This is a genomic window from Streptomyces sp. NPDC052225 (genome assembly GCF_040679615.1).
Classification (GTDB): domain Bacteria; phylum Actinomycetota; class Actinomycetes; order Streptomycetales; family Streptomycetaceae; genus Streptomyces.
Genome location: NZ_JBFAVD010000020.1, coordinates 115,519 through 135,991 on the forward strand (window position 1 = coordinate 115,519; position 20,473 = coordinate 135,991).

Genomic DNA, 20,473 nt, shown 5'->3' on the forward strand with positions numbered 1-20,473 from the left:
GACGAAGTGCCCGCTCATCGTGTGGCCGCCGTCACGTTCACGACAACTCCCCGCCGGGTCACGAAAGAGCAAAATCGTTCGGCTTCCTGATCTCGGTTCACATCCGTGACCTCTGGAACCCTTGACCGACCGGCCGAACAGGCGGTTCAATCCCCGAAGTCCCCACTCCCGCACGGGGGCGCCCGCTGGAACGGACGTACTGACGAAGAGCCGCAACGTTCACAAGGCGGACCCCTGGAGGGGGCACATGAACAGTCTCGACTGGGCCGTGCTCATCGGCTACTTCGGCGTGATGGTCGCGATCGGCGTCTGGTCCCACAAGCGTGTGGACAACGTCTCCGACTTCTTCACGGCCGGCGGAAAGATGCCCTGGTGGCTTTCCGGCATCTCGCACCACATGTCCGGCTACAGCGCGGTGATGTTCACCGGGTACGCCGGCATCGCGTACACGTACGGCGTGACGTCCTTCGTCACCTGGTCCTTCCCGATCGCGCTCGGCATCGCCATCGGTGCGAACCTCTTCGCGCCGCGCATCAACCGGCTGCGCTCGCGGCTGCACGTGGCCTCCCCGCTCGAGTACCTGAAGAACCGGTACAACCTGGGCACGCAGCAGGCGCTCGCCTGGTCCGGGATGCTCCTGAAGATCGTCGACGTGGGTGCGAAGTGGGCGGCGATCGCCACGCTCCTGTCGGTGTTCACCGGGATCTCCCTCAATCAGGGCATCCTCATCACCGGCGCGATCACCGCCGTCTACTGCACCATCGGCGGCCTGTGGGCGGACGCGCTCACCGAACTGGGCCAGTTCATCATCCAGTTGCTGGCCGGCGTCTCGATGTTCGTCGCCGTCGTGCTCAAGCTGAACGACAAGGGCATCGGGTTCTTCGGCGCCTGGGACGAGCCCGCGCTCCAGGGGCACGGCAAGCCGCTCGTCGGCCCGTACGGCACGGTGTTCCTGCTCGCGTTCCTGTTCATCAAGCTCTTCGAGTACAACGGCGGCATGCTCAACCAGGCCCAGCGCTACATGGCGACGAGCAGCGGGCACGAGGCCAAGCGCTCCGCGCGGCTCTCGGCGATCCTGTGGCTGGTGTGGCCGGTCGTGCTGTTCTTCCCGATGTGGATGTCGCCCCTGCTGGTCAAGGCCCAGAAGCCGGACGGCTCCGACTCCTACGGCCTGATGACCGAACAGCTGCTGCCGCACGGCCTGTTGGGCCTGGTCATCGTCGGCTTCTTCTCCCACACGATGGCCATGTGCTCCTCGGACGCCAACGCCATCGCGGCCGTCTTCACACGGGACTGCGCGCCGGTTCTCTCGAAGCGCGCCCGTGCGTGGAACGCGCGGTCGGGGCTCATCGCGGCCCGTGTCACCACGGTCGTCTTCCTCGGTCTGTCGATGGCGGCTGCCACGCAGGTCAACTCCCCCGCGTTCAAGGACATCATCACCGTCGTCATCAAGTGGGTCGCCGGCCTCATGGGCCCGATGGCCATCCCGATGATGCTGGGCCTGCTGCGTCCCTTCCGCCGGTCGGGGCCGACCGCGGCGCTCACCAGCTGGGCCCTGGGCCTCTTCGCCTTCTGGCTGGTCAACTACCCGATCAACTGGAACGTCGAGGGCGGCGTGCCCCTCCAGTACCAGGTGTCGGTCCCGCTCGCGGTCTCGCTGATCCTGTACATCGCCATCGGCTTCATCAAGCCGGAGGACACTCCCGAGCGCGACGCGCTCATCGAGACGATCAACAGCGACGGCGACGGCCCGGGCGGCACGGGGGCGGCGGCCGCGGTGCCGGCGCCCGCGGGAGCCGCGGACGACGTGTCACGGCTGTAGAAGACGGGATACGTGGACGGGCCCGCGGGTGATCACTCACCCGCGGGCCCGTCCACGGACGGCGGGCCCGCGGTCGCCGTACGGCACGGCCACCGCCTGCGGTATCGGTGGGCCCCTCACGCCCTCGGGTAGCGGGCGAGCCAGCCCGGGGAGGCCGCGCCGGGGCCGTGCAGGGCCGGGCCCTGGGTCATCTCCATGGCGAAGTCGTCCGCGAGTTCCAGGATCGTCGCGCGGCCCTCCAGCTCCGCGACCCAGGCGGGCGGCAGCGCCGTCTCGCCGTGCAGGGCGCCGAGCAGTCCGCCGCACAGGGCACCGGTGCCGGACGAGGGGCCGTCGTGATGGACGGCGAGGCCGAGGCCGTGCCGGATGTCCTCGCCGACGAGCGCGCAGTACACGGCGGCGGCCAGGGAGCCCACGGCGTCGCCGTCGCCGACGAGTTCGCCGACCCGGGCCGCGTTCGGCATGCCCTGGCGTACGGCGCCGAGGGCGTGCTTGAGCGCGTCGGCGACCGGCGCGTGCCCGGGGCGGGCGGCGAGCAGGGCCAGCGCGCGCTGCACGGCCGCGTCCAGGGAGTCGCCGCGCGCCAGGGCGTGCACGATCACGGCGTACGCGCCCGCGGAGAGGTACGCCTCGGGTGTGCCGTGGGTGTGCACGGCGCACTCCACGGCGAGCTGGAGCACGAGCTGCGGCTCCCAGCCGACGAGCAGGCCGAACGGAGCCGAGCGCGTCGCCGCCTCGGGGCCCGCCGCGTCCGGGTTCTTGGGGCGGTCGAGGGTGCCCATCACGTCGTTGCCGAGCCCGAGCAGACAGGCCTGGGAGGCGCCGCGCCGCGAGTACAGCCACTCCTCGCGGGCCAGCCAGCCGTCCTCCTTGCGCCGCTCGTCGGGCCCCCAGTCGCGCTGGGTCGCGGACCAGCGCAGGTAGGCGCGGTGCACGTCGGTGGGCGGGTGCCAGGCGCCGGTGTCGCGGCGCACCTGGGCGCGGATCAGCCCGTCCACGGTGAACAGCGCGAGCTGCGTCGCCGCGGTCACCGCTCCCGTACGTCCGTACGCCGGCGCGAGCTGGGTGAGTCCTTCGGCGCCGTGCGCCTCCCGGATCGCGTCGAGGGTGAGGCCGTCGAGCGGGGCGCCGAGGGTGTCGCCGAGCGCGGTGCCGAGCAGGGTGCCGCGGACCCGGCTGCGGAAGTCCTGCTGTTCGGCGCGGCCCCATACGGCTGCGCCGGCGGGCGGTGCACCCATGGGATCCCCTCACATCACGTCACGACCGGCCGACCGCAGCACTCTATTCGACCGGGCACGGCCAGGAACGTTCGCTTCAGCGACTCAAGCGAACTCAACTGGTATGCGAAAAGACGCCCTTGAGGTCACTTCGGCCCACATTTGCCCACCGTTCGCCGTCGGTCAGGTACGCGGCGCGGACGTCGAGCAGCGGCTCGTAGACCTTCGCCCACCCCGACGCCCGCCCGGGTCGCACGAGTCGTCCGCTTCATGCGGCTCCGGGTCCGACGAGGCGCGCGAGGAGTTCGGCCCGTTCCGGGGATACGAGAAGCAGGGGCTGGGGCTGTCCCCTGCCGAACTGCGCGCGCTCAAGGCGGGGTTGCTGGCGTGACGCCGAAGCGGGGCCGCTACACCGCGAACCGCTCCCCGATCTCGTCCCGCGCCCGCTCCACCCGGGCGATGCGCGGAGCGAGCCGGGCGGCGTCGACGCCCTGGCAGGTGGCCAGGAGGCGCAGATAGTGCGCGAACTCCTCGAGACCATCCCAGTTCGCGGGTCCGGCCAGCGCCGCGGTGAGGTGGGCGTCGAGGAGGGACCACTCGGCGAGGCCCGCCGCGGCGACGGCACAGCCCTCGGGCTCGCCCGTGCCGTCCCCTTTCCGCAGCACCGCCTGCCACAGAGGACGCGCGGCGACGGCTCCCCGCAGGCAGGTCGTCGTCATCGCCTGCTCGAACGCCCCTTCGTCGGCGTCGAGTTCACACAGCCGCTCGCAGACCGCCGCCGCCTCGGGCATCCGCCCGGCCCTGCGCAGCGCGACCATCCACAGCCGCAGCATCTCGAAGTCCGTCTGGTCCCCCGCGCCCGGGCCCGCGCCCGGGTCCGCAAGCACCGTCTCGTGCTCGCCGCGGTACAAACGCACGGCGGCCCTCGTCCTGCGGGCCCAGTCGCGCTCGCCGCCCGCCTCCTCGTAGCGCCGCAGATCGTCCAGCGCCCGGTCCAGGCGGCCCACCGCCAGCATGACCCTGGCGTGCCTGCCGAGTGTCCAGGAGGAGGAAGGCGGTGCCAGCCGGACCGCGCGCTCCACGTCCGACACGGCCTGCTCCAGCCGGCCGAGATAGCAGTTCACCTCCGCCCGGCACCCCCACGCCCAGGCGTATTCGGGGTCGAGTTCCAGAGCCCGGTCGAAGGCGGCAAGCGCCTCCTCGTCCCGATCGAGGCGGTAGAGCACGGCGCCCCGGGAACCGTGCGCCGAACCGTTGTCCGGGTCCAGCGCCAGTGCCTGGTCGAGGTCGTGCAGGGCCTCCTCGTAGCGGCGGGCGAGGCGGTGGGCCTCGCCGCGCTCGTACCGGACCCAGGCGTCCGCTGGCGCGAGATCCACCGCGCGGTCCAGGTCCGCCATCGCCCGCTCGTGCTCTCCCAGGTGGCCCAGGATCTCGGCGCGCTGCACCAGCGCCCAGGCGTCCGAAGGCTCCAGCTCGACCGCCCGTCCCGCGGCCGCCAACGCCTCGTCGTCCCGGCCCAGTTCGCGCAGACAGACGCCGCGCATTCCGTGGACGCTCCCCTGCCGGTCGTCGATCTCCAGCGCAAGCTCATAGGCGGCGAGCGCTTCCTCGAAGCGCCGTGCCCCGTACAGGAGATCGCCCTTCGTGGCCGGGTACCAGACCTGAGCCGTCCGGTCCGCCATGGCGTCGTCCAGGTCGGCGAGCGCCTCGTCCCGCGCTCCTTGTCCGGCGAGCAGCCGAGCGCGGTCGGTCCGCGCGGGCCAGAAGTCCGGATCGACGGCGAGCGCGCGGGCGAAGTCACCGAGCGCCTGATCGGCCCGGTCGAGCGCACGGTGCGCGACACCCCGGTGCCAGTACATGACGGGGTCGGGGCCGCCGAGCCGCAGCCCCCGGTCGCACTCGACGACCGCTTCGGCGTAGCGGCCGTCGTCGTCCAGCTGACGGACCCGCTGCCGCGCCAGCCATCCGGTGTACGGCGCCAGGTCGATGCCCTCGTCGGGCCCGGGCCGGCCGTCCGAGTCCTTGCCGAGCTGGCGGTGTACGCGCTCGCGGTCCTTCAGCGCCTTCGCGAGGACGCCGTCCCCCGCGGCCGAGCGGTCGAGCGCGTCCAGGGCCTCCTCGGGCCTGCCCAGCTCGTACAGCAGCACCCCCTGGAGCGCGAGGGCTTCGGAGTTGGACGGCTCACGGTGCAGTGCGTCCTCCACGCCCCGGAGCGCCGCGGCGGTCTCCCCGAGGAACCAGACGGCCTCGGCGCGCTGGATCAAGGAGTCCACGTCGTCCGGATCGAGTTCGAGGGCCCGGTCGAGGTCCGCCAGGGCCTCCCGGTCGCGGGCCTGGATGAGCCGGGTGTAACCGCGTCCGTAGTACGCCCGCTGCAACTCGGGGTCCAGCTCGGCGGCCCGGCCGTACTCGGCGACCGCCTTCTCGTACTCACCGGCCACGCGCAGTTCACGCGCTCTGAGCCCGCGCACCAGGCCGCGGGTCGGCCCGTCGAAGCCGGCCCGGTCGAGCAGCAGATCGAGGGCCGCGAGGACGCCGCCCTCGTCGAGGGCCGCCAGCAGATCGTGCCCCCACCGGCCGACGGCCTCCTCGGCCGCCGCGTCCTCGCCGGCCTCCACCAGCATCTGCGCCCAGTTCCTGATGTCGACCGACCGCCCGTCGTCGAGGACGTCGACGGTCAGCCGCAGGACCGGTCCCAGGGCCGTCTTCGGGTCGGCGCACAGCCGGTGGTAGGTCTCGGAGACGCGCAGTTCACGCCAGCGCTGGTCGCGCCACCGCTCCCAGGCCGTCAGGGGCGCCCCGGCCTCGGTCCGCCACGCCTCGAACGCCTCGGCGAGCCGCCCGTGCCGCTGGGACCACTCGCGGGGCGAACGCTGCCGTTGCAGGCACAGCATCTGCCTGCGCACCACCGGGTGGTACTGCACCCGGCCCGCCCGGTCACCGACGAAGGCGAGCCCGCGCAGCCACTCGTGCAGCGCGTCCGCCTCCTCGTCCGTACCGTCCACCGCGGCACGGAAGACGTCCGCGTCCAGGCGGCGGGGCAGCGCGCAGGCGAGGGCCACGTCGCGGCGGTCCTCGCGCTCCCACTTCAGGAACAGGGTGACCGCGGCGGTGCTGGGCTCACCGATGTCCTCGATGCTGGTCGGACGGCCGTTGGCCAGCATGGACACCAGTACGGGAAGACAGCCGGTGACGTTGAGGATCTTCGCCACGAGCTGCTCGTCGGAAATGCCCTTGGCGGCGAGCAGTCCCCGCGCCTCCTCCTCGGTGAACGGGTCGAGCGGCATGGTCTCCAGGACGGCCGCGTCCGCACCCCACCGCGCCATGTCCAGGGGGCGCTGCCCCGCGGTGACGACCACCACGTTGGCGGGTAGCGTGCCGTGCCGCCCGGTGGTCATCAGGTCGTGCAGCCACGCGTCGAGGAAGGGGCCCGTCCTCTCGTACGTGTCGAAGAAGAGCACGACCCAGGGCACGGCGGCCGCGACGTCGTTCAGCTCACGCAACAGGATCGGCGTCAGCACCTTTTCCGGTGACATGACGAGCTGTACGTCGTCCTGGCTGCTCAGCCGCGCGCTCAGCGCCGCTCTCAACCGGTCGGCGCCCAGCGCGAGTTGGGCGGAGTCGGCGGCACCCGCGAAGGGCCCCATCCCGGGGATGAGCCCGACGCCGGCGAGCCCGGCCCTGACCATCGCCGAGCTCGCCGCCGAGGGGGTCGGCGGGCCGTCCTGCGCCGCGGCGGGCACTGCCGCCTCCGCCTCGTGCCGCCGCTCCCGGTGCACGGCGAGCCGGCGCTCCAGTTCCTTGAGCCGGTGCCCGCTCCGGGCGAACTGGGCGCACACCTCGGCCATGACCTCGGGCACGCTGCCGACCGCCTCGTCCACGGTGGCCGTCACCGCACGGAACTCCCGTGCCACATCGGCCATTTCCTTGAGCAGCGACGTCTTGCCGACCCCGGCGAGCCCGTGCACGTGGAACAGGAACCGGTGCCGCTCGTCCCCCGGCGACACCTCGAAGTTCGCCCGGAACGCGGCCAGTTCGTCCCGCCTGGCGATGAACCCGGCCCTGCGGCGCCGTCGGATCAGCTCCTGCATCGTCGGTTCGGCCTCAGCCACCGCGCCCCCTTCAGTCACCCTGACCTCCCGGCCAGTGTTCCAGGGCTCCGCCGCGGCGGACTACTCCCCCGGCTCCGTCAGCAACGGGAACCTCCCCGAGTCGAGCAGCGCGAGGACCGCCTCCGTCCTGGCCCGGGGTGCCGCGTAGTCCGGGTGCGAGCGGAGCACGGTCGCCGCGTCGTGGAGCAGGCCCATCTGGGCCGACGCCCGGGACAGGTCGCGGCCGCCCGGGGTGACCGGGTGGGTGGCGAGGGCGGGGCGGCGCGGGTCGACGCGGCCCGCCGCGACCGCCGTGGTGACCCGGCGCTCGCAGCGGCACGGCGCCTTCGGATTGGCGAGGCCGCACGTGGCGTCCATGAAGGAGCGCATCCGCGTACGGGCGCGCTCACGCCGCTTGCGGTAGGCGGCCGGTGAGATGTCGAGGACCCAGGCGGCGTCCGCCGACGGCAGGTCGAAGACCTCCCCGAGGACGAAGGCGACGCGCTCGTCGCGGCCCAGGCACTGGAGCATCGCCTGCGTGCACGTCAACCGCACCTCGCGGGCGAGGAGTTCGGCGTCCGGGCCCGCGTAGTCCTGGGCCGCGAGCCCGACCACGAGGTCCTCGCCGAACGCGTCGAGGCTCAGGCCCGCCGCCTCCTGCGGGGTGCGCCGCTTGAGGTTGAGGAGGTAGTTGACGCCGACGCGGTAGGCCCAGGTCAGCAGCCGCGCCTCGGCCCGCCAGGTGGCGAGCCGGGTCACGACGCGGATGAGGATCTCCTGCGCGGCGTCCTCGGCGTCGGCGGGCCGCCACGTCATGCGCAGGGCGAGGCGGTACAGGGGGTCCTGGAGGCGCCGTACGACATCTTCCAGGGCGGTCTTGTCGCCGTCGACGGCCCGGCGCACCAACTCCCGCTCCTGGGCGAGGAGTTCGGGGTCGTTCACTTGCGGCGTCCCGTTGCTCATGACGCCATTGTCCGCGCCAGCCAGTCGGACACGGCCGCGCCGATGGCGTCCGGCTGGTCCTCGGGGGCGTGGTGTCCCGCGACACCGATGTTCACGGTCTCGGCGTTCGTGAACGTCGCGCGGACCCACTCCATGGCCTCCGACGAGCCCATCCCGAACCCGTTCTCGGCGTGCATGACGAGCTTCGGCACCCCGGCCGACTCCGCCGACCCCAGCCAGTCCCCGTACGCCACCATGCGCGCGTGCACGTCGGCGGGCTCGCCGTCGAACGGGATCTCGCGCGGCCACACGAGGAGCGGCTTGCGGGAGGCCTCGGTCGGATACGGGGCGCGGTACACGTCGTGGTCCTCGGCGGAGAGGCGGTCGATGCCGTGCGGGAGGTTGAACTCGATGAACATGTTGTCCCGCAGGATCATCTCCTCACCCTTGCCGGGGGTGCGGAAGTCGCGGAACAACTCCTGTCCCAGCGGCGGGAGTTCGGCCCACGCCAGCGGACGCAGGAACGTCTCGACGAGGGCGAGGCCGCGTACCCGTCCCGGGTGGCGCGCCGCGAAGTCCATGGCGAGGGCGCCGCCCCAGTCGTGCCCGACGAACACGGCATCGTCGACCCCGGCCGCGTCGAGCCAGGCCTCCAGATAGCGGGCGTGGTCGGCGAACCGGTAGCCGATGTCGGGCTTGCCGGAGGCGCCCATGCCGATGAGGTCGGGGACGAGGACGCGGGCCGCCTGCCCGGCGACGTGCGGGGTGACGTTGCGCCACAGGTGGGAGGAGGTGGGGTTGCCGTGCAGGAAGACGACGACGGGGCCGCCGCTCGCGCTCCCCGCCGCCTCGTCCACGTATGCCATGAAGGAGTCGAGGACGGGGACGGTGCGGGTGCTGGTGCTCGTACTGGTCGACATGTGCGTGCCTTTCGGTGGGCCGGCTGGTCCGTGCGATCCGGGTGCGGGCGCCCTGCGGCGCCTTCACCCGGGTTGGACACAGCCGGCCCCCCGTCCGTGACAGCCGACCGGAGACTTTCTCCGGCGCGGGCGGCGGTCAGTCCCCGAGGACCGGCAGCAGCTCCGGCAGATGGCCGTCCGATGCCTCCGCCGCGCGTACCCGCTCCTCGGGGACCTCCCCGTAGAGCGTCGTGCGCGGCTTCGCGGGACGGCCCGCCGCGTCGGCGACCGCGATGAGGTCCTTCACCGACTTGTACGAGCCGTACGACGACCCGGCCATCCGCGAGATCGTCTCCTCCATGAGCGTGCCGCCCAGGTCGTTCGCGCCGGAACGCAGCATGTCGGCGGCGCCCTCCGTGCCGAGCTTCACCCAGCTGGTCTGGATGTTGGGGATGTGCGGGTGGAGGAGGACACGCGCCATGGCGGTAACTGCCCTGTTGTCACGGGAGGTCGGCCCGGGGCGCGCGATTCCGGCGAGGTACACCGGCGCGTTCGTGTGGATGAAGGGGAGCGTCACGAACTCCGTGAAGCCGCCCGTCTCCTGCTGGATCGCGGCGAGCGTGCGGAAGTGGCCGAGCCAGTGGCGCGGCTGGTCCACATGCCCGTACATCATCGTCGAGGACGAGCGGATGCCGAGCTCGTGCGCGGTCTTGATCACCTCGATCCAGGTCGCCGTCGGCAGCTTGCCCTTGGTGAGGACCCAGCGGACCTCGTCGTCGAGGATCTCGGCTGCCGTGCCGGGGATCGAGTCGAGGCCCGCCTCCTTGGCGGCGGTCAGCCACTCGCGGATGGACATGCCGGTGCGGGTCGCGCCGTTGACGACCTCCATCGGCGAGAACGCGTGGACGTGCATCCCGGGGACGCGCGCCTTGACCGCCTTCGCGATGTCGAAGTAGGCGGTGCCGGGCAGGTCCGGGTGGATGCCGCCCTGCATGCAGACCTCGACCGCCCCGACGTCCCAGGCCTGTTGGGCCCGGTCCGCGACCTGGTCGAGCGACAGGGTGTACGCGTCGGCGTCCGTGCGGCGCTGCGCGAAGGCGCAGAAGCGGCAGCCGGTGTAGCAGACGTTCGTGAAGTTGATGTTCCTGGTGACGATGTACGTGACGTCGTCGCCGACCACGGACTTGCGGATGTCGTCGGCGATGCCGCACAGCGCGTCGAGCGCCGGGCCGTCGGCGTGCAGGAGGGCGAGCGCCTCGTCGTCCGTCAGCTTCGTCGGGTCGTCGGCGGCCTGCTTCAGAGCGGCGCGTACGTCGCTGTCGATCCGGGAGGGCACCATGCCGGGCGCCGCCTGCTCGCGCAGTGCCTCCCAGTCGCCGTACACCTCGTCGAAGTCGTCACGGCGGTCCGACGTACGGCCCTCGGTGTCGATCGTGCGGTGCAGATCGGTGCGGCCCGACGCCGAGGCGACGTACCCCTCGTCCGGCTCCTGCCAGGGCCGTCCGACGACCGGCGCGCCGGCGACCGCGAGCCCGGTGCCCGGGTCGGCGAGCGCCCGCACGTGCGGGAGGAGGCGCGGGTCGAGCCACGGTTCGCCGCGCGTCACGAACTCCGGGTACACGCACAGCCGTTCCCGCAGCTCGAAGCCGACGGCCGCCGACCGCTCGGCCAGCTCCTCCAGCTTGGGCCACGGCTTCTCGGGGTTGACGTGGTCGATCGTCACCGGGGAGACGCCGCCCCAGTCGTCGATGCCCGCGCCGATGAGGCGCGCGTACTCACCGTCGACGAGGTTCGGCGGCGCCTGGAGGTTCCCGGAGGGGCCCATGATGTGCCGGGCGACGGCGACCGTCGCGATGAGGTCGTCGAGCTCGGCGTCCGGCATCCCGCGCATCGCCGTGTCCGGCTTCGCGCGGAAGTTCTGGATGATCAGCTCCTGGATGCCGTGGTACGAGCGCGCGACGCGGCGCAGCGCGAACAGCGACTCGGCGCGCTCCTCGTACGTCTCGCCGATCCCGATGAGCAGCCCGCTGGTGAACGGCACCGACGAGCGGCCCGCGTCCTCCAGCACCCGTACCCGCACGGCCGGTTCCTTGTCCGGCGAGCCGTGGTGCGGCATGCCCGGCTCGGACCAGAGCCGCTCGGCGGTCGTCTCCAGCATCATGCCCATCGACGGCGCGACCGGCTTCAGCCGCTGGAAGTCGGTCCAGGACAGGACGCCCGGGTTGAGGTGCGGCAGCAGGCCCGTCTCCTCCAGGATCCGGATCGATATGGCCCGCACGTACGCGATCGTGTCGTCGTAGCCGTGCGCGTCCAGCCACTCGCGCGCCTCCGGCCACCGGTCCTCGGGCTTGTCGCCGAGCGTGATCAGAGCTTCCTTGCAGCCGAGTTCGGCGCCGCGGCGAGCGACGTCCAGCACCTCGTCCGGCGACATGAACATCCCGTGCCCGTCCCGGCGCAGCTTGCCGGGGACCGTCACGAACGTGCAGTAGTGGCACTTGTCGCGGCACAGCCGGGTGAGCGGGATGAACACGCTCTTGCTGTACGTGATCACGCCAGGGCGGCCCGCCGCCTCCAGGCCCGCGTCGCGCACCCGGGCGGCCGACGCGGTGAGGTCGTCCAGGTCGGTCCCGCGCGCCTGGAGCAGCACGGCGGCCTCGGTGACGTCGAGCGCGACACCGTCCCTGGCCCGTTTGAGCGCGCGGCGCATCGCGTTGGCGGTGGGCTGACTCTGCTGTACGGCGTCGGGATCACTCATGAACCGAGCATACGAGCGGATCTCACCGGCGGGGCTTCCGGGAGCCGCCCGGCGGTACTAGTCTCGCCGGGTCGTGACCAACGGGGGGTTTGTCATGTTTCTTCGCACGCGTCCCATGACCGTGCCGCTGTTGCTCGGGGGCCTGCTCCTGGGCGGCGTACAGGCGACAACGACGGCATCGGCGTCCACACCGGCGGGCACGCACGCGTCGGTGTCCGTCGCGGCGGCCCCGGCGTCCAAGAAGCCGCCCAAGAAGAAGTCGTCCAGCGTCACCAAGGCCAAGCCGTCGAAGAACTCCAAGAACTCGAAGATCTCCAAGAAGTCCAAGAAGTCCAAGAAGAAGAGCGGCTCGCTGGGGGCGCTCGGCTGGATCCTCATCGTCGTCATCGTGGTCGTCGTGCTGATCGTCGCCGGCCTGTTCCGCAGGCGCCGCCGGCCGTAATCCGCCGATCCCCTTCCCTTGGGCGGGAGTTCACGGCTCAATGCCAGGGTCACCCACGTCACATCCGACCCTGGGGAGCCGCGACATGTGCACCGACGAGATCCACGGAGACGAATCCGGCATCGGCAGACGCGCGCTGCTCGTGACCGGCACGGCGGCCGCGCTTACGCTCACCACCATGAGCTTCGCCAGCGCCGCCGACGGCTCGCAGTCCACCAAGACACTCAAGGGCACCCTGCCGCCGGGCGCGCCCGACTTCGTGTACCTGCCGGTCGAAGTGCCGCGCGGGGTACGGGAGATCAAGGTCGCCTACACGTACGCGAAGGCCACCGTCCCGGCCGGCACCCAGAACAACGCGCTCGACATCGGCATCTTCGACGAGCGCGGCACGGAGCTCGGCGGGCAGGGCTTCCGCGGCTGGTCCGGCGGCGCCCGCACCGAGTTCTTCGTCCGCGCCGACGACGCGACACCCGGCTACATCCCGGGCCCGGTCCGCGCCGGCACCTGGCACATCGCGCTCGGCCCGTACACGGTGGCGCCCGAGGGCCTGCCGTACGAGGTGACGGTGACGCTCACCCACGGTCCCACCGGCGAGACGCCCCGGCCGAGCTACCCGCCGGAGCGGGCCCGCGGCCGGGGCCGCGCCTGGTACCGGGGCGACTGCCACCTGCACTCCTGGTACTCGGACGGGCGCCGCACCCCGGCCGAGATCGGCGCGCTCGCGCGGGCGGCGGGCCTGGACTTCATCAATACGTCCGACCACAACACCCATGCGGCGCAGGCCCATTGGGCGGACGTGGCCGGCGACGACCTGCTCGTCATGCTCGGCGAGGAGGTCACGACCCGCAACGGCCACGTCGTCGCCCTCGGCACCGACCCCGGCACCTTCGTCGACTGGCGCTACCGGGCCCGCGACAACCGCTGGGCGAAGTACGCCGACCGGATCCGCCGCGCCGGCGGCCTCGTCGTCCCCGCCCACCCGCACGCGACCTGCATCGGCTGCGGCTGGAAGTTCGGCTTCGGCGAGGCGGACGCGGTGGAGGTGTGGAACGGCCCGTACACCCCGGACGACGAGATCTCCCTGGCCGACTGGGACAACACCCTGGTGGCGTACGCCCGTTCAGGGCGCCGCCGCGGCTGGCTGCCCGCGATGGGCAACAGCGACGCCCACCGCGACCCGGACCGGATCGGCGGCCCCCAGACCGTCGTCCTCGCCGACGACCTGACCCGGACCGCGATCCAGGAGGGCATCAAGGCGGGCCGCTCGTACGTCGCGGAGAACAAGGACGTCCAGGTCTCCTTCACCGCGACCGGCGGCAAGGGCGAGGTCGCGGGCCTCGGCGAACGTCTCGCCGTCGACCCCGACGCGCCCGTCACCGTACGACTGGAGGTGTCGGGCGCCCCCGGCTGCACGCTCCACATCGTCACGGACCAGGGCACCCTGTTCACGACGTCCGAGCCCACCGCGACCTGGCGCACGACGGCGTCCTACGCTGCGTACGTCCGCGCCGAGGTCCGGCACGCCCCGACGGTGCCCGGCCTGCCGGGCGCCCTGGCGGCGTTCACGAACCCGGTCTTCCTGGGGGCGTGAGGCGGGGGCGGCGCGGCCCTACTCGGCGACCACAAGCACCGCCGAGTCCCGGTTCAGCACCTCGCCCCGGAAGAACGCCGGGCTGCGCCGCCCCATCACCAGCATGATCACGAAGCCGACGAGCAGCAGGCCGACGCCGATCACGAACACCGAGCCGACCCCGAGGACGGAGGAGCCGCTGCCGTACGCCGGGTTCCACATGTCGATCAGGGTCTTGGCGAAGACGGCGGACAGAAGCACACCGCCGAGGACCGGGAAGAGCCCCTTGAAGGCGAAGTCCCGTACGGAGCCGAAGAGTTCGTTCTTGAAGTACCAGGCGCAGGCGAAGGCCGTGAGCGCGTAGTAGAAGCAGATCATGAGGCCGAGCGCGATCGTGTCGACGAGGACGTGCTCGGAGACCAGCGTCATGACCGTGTAGAAGACGGCGGTCGCCACGCCCGCCGTGACCGTCGCCCGGCCGGGCGTCCTGAAGCGCGGGTGGACGCGGGCGTACGACGCCGGGAGCGCCTCGTACGTCGACATGGCGAGGACCGTGCGGGCGACGGGGATGAAGGTCGTCTGGAGGCTGGCCGCGGCCGAGGCGAGGACCGCGACGAACAGGGCGATGCCGAGGGTGGGGCCCATCACGGGGCCCGCGAGCGCGGCGAAGACGTTGTCGGAGGTCTCCGGGTTCGCGAGGCCGAGGCCCTTCTCGCCCGAGCCGACGATCATCTGCGCGGCCACACCGGTCGCCAGGTAGGAGCCGACCAGCACGACCATCGCGATCAGCGCGGCGCGCCCCGGCGTCTTCTCGCTGCCGATGGTCTCCTCGTTCGCGGTGAGGCAGGTGTCCCAGCCCCAGTACATGAAGATCGACAGGGAGAGTCCCGCGGTGAACGCGCCGAAGGACTGCACGGCGAACGGGTTCAGCCACGACCAGGAGAAGTCCACCGACGTGGCCGCGAAGTCCGCGTCGCCCGCCTTGGCCACGGCCAGCGCGACGAAGACGGCGAGCACCACCAGCTGGAGCCCGACCAGCGTGTACTGCACGCCCTTCGTCGCGGTCATCCCGCGATAGCTGATCGCCGTCGCGGCGGCGATCAGGACCAGGCACGTGACGATGTGGACGGCCTTGTTCCCGTCCAGGTCCGCCACCGCCGCGCTGTTCGTGATCTCGCCCGCGAGCAGCCAGAAGTACGAGGTCGCGACCCCGGCCAGGTTCGACAGGACGATGATCGTCGCGATCACCAGGCCCCAGCCGCACATCCAGCCGATCCGCGGCCCGAACGCCTTCACCGTCCACGTGAAGGACGTGCCGCAGTCCGGCATGACCTTGTTGAGCTCCCGGTACGCGAAGGCGACGAGGAGCATCGGCAGGAAGCCGGCCAGGAACACGGCGGGCATCTGGAGGCCGACCTCACCGGCCGTGGAGCCGAGCGTCGAGGTCAGGCAGTAGACGGGCGCCACCGTGGAGACGCCGATGACGGCACTGCCGAGCAGCCCGACGGAGTTCCCGCCGAGGCCCTTGCCCTTGCCGCTGCTCGCGCCGGTCCCGGGGCGCACGTCCAACTGAGTCATGAACAGGACGTTAAATCCTGCGGTTTCCACATCTGGCGTGATTCGTCACGACATCCACCGACCCGCAAGGGCTGAGGATCGATGGGCAATTCGGACAGCCGCCCCGCACTTGCCATGACGATGACAGGAGATCGCCATTCATTGCAAGGCGGGGCGGCCGGTGTCCGATATTCGGTAATCGAAGCAGGGTCCGTTCTGTCCCGTTTCAAAATTTTCCCGTGAGGGTTCGGTCACGCCATGACCGAACGGTCACCGGCGGTAACGGCCGATCGCCGCGGGCACGATGTAGACGCAGACGAGGGAGCCGAGCGCCGGGAAGATGATCAGCAGCTCGTTCAGCCCGCCGACGAGCTTCTGGAAGCCGGTCGCGTCCGGGTCCATGTTCGGGTCGAACTGGCTCACCGCCCACCACGTCTGCACCGTCAGCGCACTCAGCCCGAGCCAGAACCCGAGCGCGGCGCCGTCGCCCAGGCGCCCGGTCATGAGCCCGATGCCGAGCGCGAGCAGGACCGGCACGGCGAGGGCGCGCAGCACACCGAAGAAGCCCGGGTCCGCGAAGACCAGCAGATACGTGCACAGCGCCATCGGCAGCAGCCACAGCAGCCCGAACAGCGGCCGCCCCAGCAGCCCGCCGCTGCCCTCGAAGCCCGCGACCGCCGACGCGCGCGGGGGCGCGGGCGCGGGCGTGGACCGCTGCGGATACCCGTACCGAGGCGCCCCGGTCGGCGTCCCGTACGAGTACGGAGGCGTCGCCCCGTACGGCGGCGACGACGGCGGTGGCGTGGCGGGCCCCTGCGTCGCGGCCCCGTGGAACCCGCCGAAGAACCCGCCCGCCGGCGGCGGCGTGTGCGGCGCGGACGGCCCGGCCTGCGCCGCTCCGGGCCCCTGCGTCGCGGCCCCGTGCAGGCCCGAGGCGGCGCCCGGCCCCGCACCGGCCCCCGCGTCCGCCTCCGTATGTCCCGGCCCCTCCGCCTGCGCCTCCAGGTTGAGCAGCTGCTCCGAGGTGCGGGCGATCAGCGACGCGACCGGCGCGGGCAGCCACGTGTCCCCCGTCGTGTCCCTGGCCCGGGCCCGCGCGGCCGGCTCCCCGATCGGCGGCCGGTCACCCGGCTCCTCGGCGAGGCAGTCGTGGATGAGCGCCGCGAACTCGGCGTCCATGCCCGGCAGTTCACGCGCCACGCTGCCCCGGCGCGGCTGCGCCCCGGTGGCGGCGAAGGCGAGCGTGAGGCCGTAGCTGTAGACGTCGGACGCGGGCGTGACCTTCTCGCCGTACACCTGCTCGGGCGCCATGTACGCGGGCGTCCCGATCCGCGCCCCGCTCATCGTGAGCTGGGTGTCGAGCGCCGCGTGCACGATCCCGAAGTCGATGAGGCGCGGCCCGGCCGTCGACAGGAGCACGTTGGACGGCTTGAGGTCGCGGTGCACCAGGCTCTGCGCGTGCACGTGCCGCAGCGTCTCGGCGAGGTCGGCGGCGAACCGCCACAGGGCGTCGGCGGGCAGCGGCCCGAACCGGTCGACGGCGTCCTGGAGCGAGGGGCCCGGCAGGTACTCGGAGGCGTACCAGGGGTGCTGCTCGTCGAGACCGGCGTCGACGACGGGCACGGTGCCCGCGCCGGCCACCCGCCGCACGACGTCCACCTCGCGCCGGAACCGCTCGCGGAAGCCCGGCACCGCCGCCATGTCGGCGTGGATGAACTTCAGCGCGACGGACCGCCCGCCCCTGTTGCGGGCCAGGTAGACGCGGCCCATCCCGCCCTCGCCGATCCGCCCGAGGACCCGGTACGTGCCGACCGTCCTCGGATCCTGCGTGTCCAGCGCTTCCATGCGACCCCCGATGTCCCTGCGGCCTCAGCCGTGGCCGTACAACTGGGCATAGTGGCATGCCCAGTTGTCTGCACGCACCACAGAAACAACGGGTTCGCGCGGGTCGCGCGAGGTGTCACCCCGGCCAGACGATCGACTGCAACTCGCTGTAGGCGTGCAGCGCGTACGAGCCGACGTCGCGCCCCACCCCGCTCTTCTTGAACCCGCCGAACGGCGCCTCCATGTTCCGGCCGATCGTGTTCACGCCGACCCCGCCGGCCCGCAGCCGCCGCGCGACCCGGAAGGCGCGGGCCACGTCGCCCGACCACACGTAGTCGATGAGCCCGTAGTCGCTGTCGTTGGCGAGCGCGACCGCCTCGTCCTCGTCGCCGTCGAACGGGACGACCGTCACCACGGGCCCGAAGATCTCCTCGCGCACGACCCGCATGTCGTTGGTGCAGTCGGCGAGGAGCGTGGGCGCGACGTAGAACCCCTTCTCGTACGCGGGCCGCTCGCCACCGGCGACGACCGTGGCACCCTCCTTCTTCCCCAACTCCACGTACGACTCGACCCGTTCACGGTGCGCGCCCGAGATGACGGGCCCGACGACGGTGCCCTGCTCACGCGGATCACCGACCTTCATGAACCCGATGTAGCCGGTGAGCTTCTCGACGAACGCGTCGTACACGGACCGGTGCACGAGCGCCCGCGTCGGCGCCGTGCAGATCTGCCCGCTGTAGAAGGCGTACGTCGTGCCGATCCCGGCGACGGCCGAGTCGAGGTCGGCGTCGCCGAAGACGATCGCGGCGCCCTTGCCGCCCAGCTCCATCAGCTGCCGCTTCATGGACCGCCCGCAGACCTCGCCGATGCGCTGTCCGACGGCGGTGGACCCGGTGAAGCTGACCATGTCGACGTCCGGCGAGTCGACGGCGGCTTCTCCTACGCCCACATCGGTCCCGCTGACGACATTCACCACGCCGCGCGGCACGCCCGCCTCCTCCAGCGCGGCCGCCATCCGGTACACGGACAGCGGGTCCTGCGGCGCGGGCTTCACGACGACGGTGTTGCCCATGGCGAGGGCGGGCGCGACCTTGCCCGCCGGGTTGGCCCAGGGGTTGTTGTACGAGGTGATGCAGGTGACGACGCCGACGGGCTGGCGCACGGCGAGCGCGCCCATCACCCCCGCCCTCCCCATCGGCCCGGCCTCGTTGATCTGCGGCGGCAGCCCCTGCTCGACGGGTTCCAGGGCCCCCTGCGCGTACCGCCGGAACCGGGCCACCCCCACCGCCACCTGCATCCCGCGTGCGGTCGCCGAGGTCGCGCCGCTCTCGGCCTGCGCCAGCTCGGCGTTCGCGGCGAAGTCGCGCTGCATGATGTCGGCGGCCCGGTCGAGGATCGCGGCCCGCTCCCCGGGTTCCGTACGGGACCACGGCCCGAAGGCGTCACGGGCGGCGCGCGCGGCGTCGTACACCTGCTGCCGGGACGCTTCGGGAGCGCGCCCGACGACGTCCTCCCGAGCGGGATCGACGACGTCGTAACACCCGCCGCCAGGCTCGACCCACTCCCCGCCGACGAACAACTTCCCGTCCACACCGCTCACTTGGTACTCACCGTCCGCGTGTCCCGCCCCGACCGGAGCACCTTCCCGGGCACGGCGCCGCTGACGACGTCACCGCGTATCGCCTCGACTCCGTTGACCCACACGGCCGTGATGCCGAGGGCCTTCGAGTCGAGCCGGGGCGAGTCCCCCGGCAGATCGTGGACGAGGGTGGCCTTGCCGGCGTCGATGGCCTCGGGGTCGAAGAGGACGAGGTCAGCGTGCCACCCTTCTTCGATCCGCCCCCGCTCCCGCAGCCCGAACAGCCGGGCCGGATCGTCGGTGAGCATCTTCACGGCGGTCTCCAGGCCCACCAGCTTCCGCCCGCGCAGACAGTCCCCGAGGAACCGTGTCGTGTACGGCGCCCCGCACATCCGGTCCAGGTGCGCTCCGGCGTCGGACCCGCCCAGCATCACGTCCTCGTGGCTCCACGTCTCGGCGCGCAGCGCCCACGAGTCCGGGTCGTTGTCGGTCGGCATCGGCCAAAGGACCGTCCGCAGGCGGTCGTTGGCGCAGATCTCGACGAGGCACTCGAAGGGCTCCTGCCCGCGCTCGGCGGCGATGTCCTTCACGACCCGCCCGGTCAGGCCTTCGTTCGCCTCCGAGTACGTGTCCCCGATCACGTACCGCCCGAAGTTCGCGAGCCGCCGGAAGACCCCGGCCTCCTTGCTGTCGGCCCGCCGCAGCATCTCGGCGCGCACGCCGGGGTCACGCAGTTCGGCGATCCGCTCGTCGACCGGCAGCCCCAGCACGTCACCCCACCCGGGGATCAGATTGAGCGCGCAGAACGTCCCCAGGGACATGTTCATCGGGGTCAGGATCGGCATCGTCAGGGCGACGATCCGCCCGCCGGACTTCCGGGCCCGCTCGCTCGCCATGAGCTGGCGGGGCACGCGCTCGGGCACAGCGGCGTCGATCGTCAGCACATTCCAGTTGAGCGGCCGCCCGGCAGCGGCACTCATCTCCACGAACAGATCGATCTCGTCATCACTGAACTGGTCGAGACACCCGGCGACGATGGCCTCGATCTGCGTCCCCTCGTGCTCCCCGACCGCCTTGCTGAGAGCGATGAGTTCGGCGGGCAGCGCATGCCGCGAGGCGACCGGCTTCCCGTCCCCGTCGGAGTGCGTGGACGACTGGGTGGTGGAGAGCCCCCAGGCCCCGGCGTCCATGGCCTCGTGGAACAGCGCCAGCATGGCGTCCATCTGCTCGGCCGTCGGCTGCCCGCCCACGGCATCCGGACCCATCACGTACCGCCGCAGCGCGCAATGCCCCACCATGAACCCGGCGTTGACCGCGATCCGCCCGTCGAGCGCGTCGAGGTACTCGCCGAACGAGTTCCACGTCCAGGGCGCACCCTCCTCAAGGGCGACCAGCGACATCCCCTCGACCTTGGACATCATGCGCCGCGTGTAGTCGGCGTCCTCGGGCCGCTCGGGGTTCAGCGGTGCCAGCGTGAAGCCGCAGTTCCCGCCGGCGACGGTGGTCACCCCGTGATTCAGGGACGGCGTTGCGTACGGGTCCCAGAACAACTGGGCGTCGTAATGCGTATGCGGATCGACGAACCCGGGCGCGAGCACGAGCCCGGAGGCGTCCTCACTGCTCCGGGCGGACTCGGACACGGTGCCGGGCTCGGCGATGACGGCGATCCGCCCGTCGCGCACCCCGACATCGGCGACGTAGGCGGGCCCGCCGGTCCCGTCGACGACAGTGGCCCCTTTGATGAGGTGATCGAGCATGCCAACTCCCAACACAAT

At 72.0% G+C, this 20,473-nt stretch carries 12 protein-coding genes; 3 read left to right on the top strand and 9 right to left on the bottom strand.

Annotated features, from left to right (window positions below):
* Positions 1-247: 247 nt before the first annotated feature.
* Complete coding sequence (locus AB0L37_RS26725) at positions 248-1,822, top strand: sodium:solute symporter family protein (RefSeq protein WP_365510393.1); 1,575 nt, start codon at positions 248-250, stop codon at positions 1,820-1,822.
* Between the two features lie 116 nt (positions 1,823-1,938).
* On the opposite strand, the gene AB0L37_RS26730 is transcribed toward AB0L37_RS26725, so the two are convergent.
* The 5 genes from AB0L37_RS26730 to AB0L37_RS26750 all read right to left on the bottom strand — a co-directional run bounded on the left by AB0L37_RS26730 (position 1,939) and on the right by AB0L37_RS26750 (position 11,726).
* Positions 1,939-3,060 (bottom strand): ADP-ribosylglycohydrolase family protein, encoded by a 1,122-nt coding sequence (locus AB0L37_RS26730; protein WP_365510395.1) that lies wholly within the window; start codon positions 3,058-3,060, stop codon positions 1,939-1,941.
* A gap of 386 nt (positions 3,061-3,446) precedes the next feature.
* The gene (locus AB0L37_RS26735) at positions 3,447-7,151 is read right to left on the bottom strand and encodes a tetratricopeptide repeat protein (protein WP_365510398.1); all 3,705 of its coding nucleotides are present in this window, start codon (positions 7,149-7,151) and stop codon (positions 3,447-3,449) included.
* Positions 7,152-7,211: 60 nt separating this feature from the next.
* Positions 7,212-8,093 carry a sigma-70 family RNA polymerase sigma factor gene (locus AB0L37_RS26740; protein WP_365510401.1) on the bottom strand — a complete coding sequence of 294 codons (882 nt, stop codon included), beginning with the start codon at positions 8,091-8,093 and terminating at the stop codon, positions 7,212-7,214.
* On the bottom strand, positions 8,090-8,992 hold the full coding sequence (locus tag AB0L37_RS26745; RefSeq protein ID WP_365510403.1) for a haloalkane dehalogenase: 903 nt from the start codon (positions 8,990-8,992) through the stop codon (positions 8,090-8,092). Before AB0L37_RS26745 ends, AB0L37_RS26740 begins: the two co-directional genes overlap by 4 nt.
* Positions 8,993-9,128: 136 nt before the next feature.
* Positions 9,129-11,726 carry a bifunctional FO biosynthesis protein CofGH gene (locus AB0L37_RS26750; RefSeq protein WP_365510406.1) on the bottom strand — a complete coding sequence of 866 codons (2,598 nt, stop codon included), beginning with the start codon at positions 11,724-11,726 and terminating at the stop codon, positions 9,129-9,131.
* Positions 11,727-11,820: 94 nt separating this feature from the next.
* On the opposite strand from AB0L37_RS26750, the gene AB0L37_RS26755 reads away from it, so the two are divergent.
* Together AB0L37_RS26755 and AB0L37_RS26760 are read left to right on the top strand one after the other, a co-directional pair.
* The gene (locus tag AB0L37_RS26755; protein WP_365510409.1) at positions 11,821-12,168 is read left to right on the top strand and encodes a hypothetical protein; all 348 of its coding nucleotides are present in this window, start codon (positions 11,821-11,823) and stop codon (positions 12,166-12,168) included.
* Positions 12,169-12,253: 85 nt separating this feature from the next.
* Complete coding sequence (locus AB0L37_RS26760) at positions 12,254-13,759, top strand: CehA/McbA family metallohydrolase (protein ID WP_365510412.1); 1,506 nt, start codon at positions 12,254-12,256, stop codon at positions 13,757-13,759.
* An 18-nt stretch (positions 13,760-13,777) separates the two neighbouring features.
* Here the strand turns inward: AB0L37_RS26760 and AB0L37_RS26765 are convergent, their stop codons facing one another.
* From AB0L37_RS26765 to AB0L37_RS26780, 4 genes are all read right to left on the bottom strand, one after another.
* Positions 13,778-15,316: an APC family permease gene (locus tag AB0L37_RS26765; protein ID WP_365510414.1), complete on the bottom strand. Its 1,539-nt coding sequence runs from the start codon at positions 15,314-15,316 to the stop codon at positions 13,778-13,780.
* A gap of 249 nt (positions 15,317-15,565) precedes the next feature.
* Positions 15,566-17,140: a serine/threonine-protein kinase gene (locus AB0L37_RS26770; RefSeq protein ID WP_365510417.1), complete on the bottom strand. Its 1,575-nt coding sequence runs from the start codon at positions 17,138-17,140 to the stop codon at positions 15,566-15,568.
* Between the two features lie 115 nt (positions 17,141-17,255).
* Entirely contained in the window at positions 17,256-18,719 is a 1,464-nt protein-coding gene (locus tag AB0L37_RS26775) for an aldehyde dehydrogenase family protein (RefSeq protein ID WP_365510419.1), read from the bottom strand.
* Complete coding sequence (locus AB0L37_RS26780; RefSeq protein WP_365510422.1) at positions 18,716-20,455, bottom strand: D-aminoacylase; 1,740 nt, start codon at positions 20,453-20,455, stop codon at positions 18,716-18,718. Before AB0L37_RS26780 ends, AB0L37_RS26775 begins: the two co-directional genes overlap by 4 nt.
* Between the last annotated feature and the right edge of the window lie 18 nt (positions 20,456-20,473).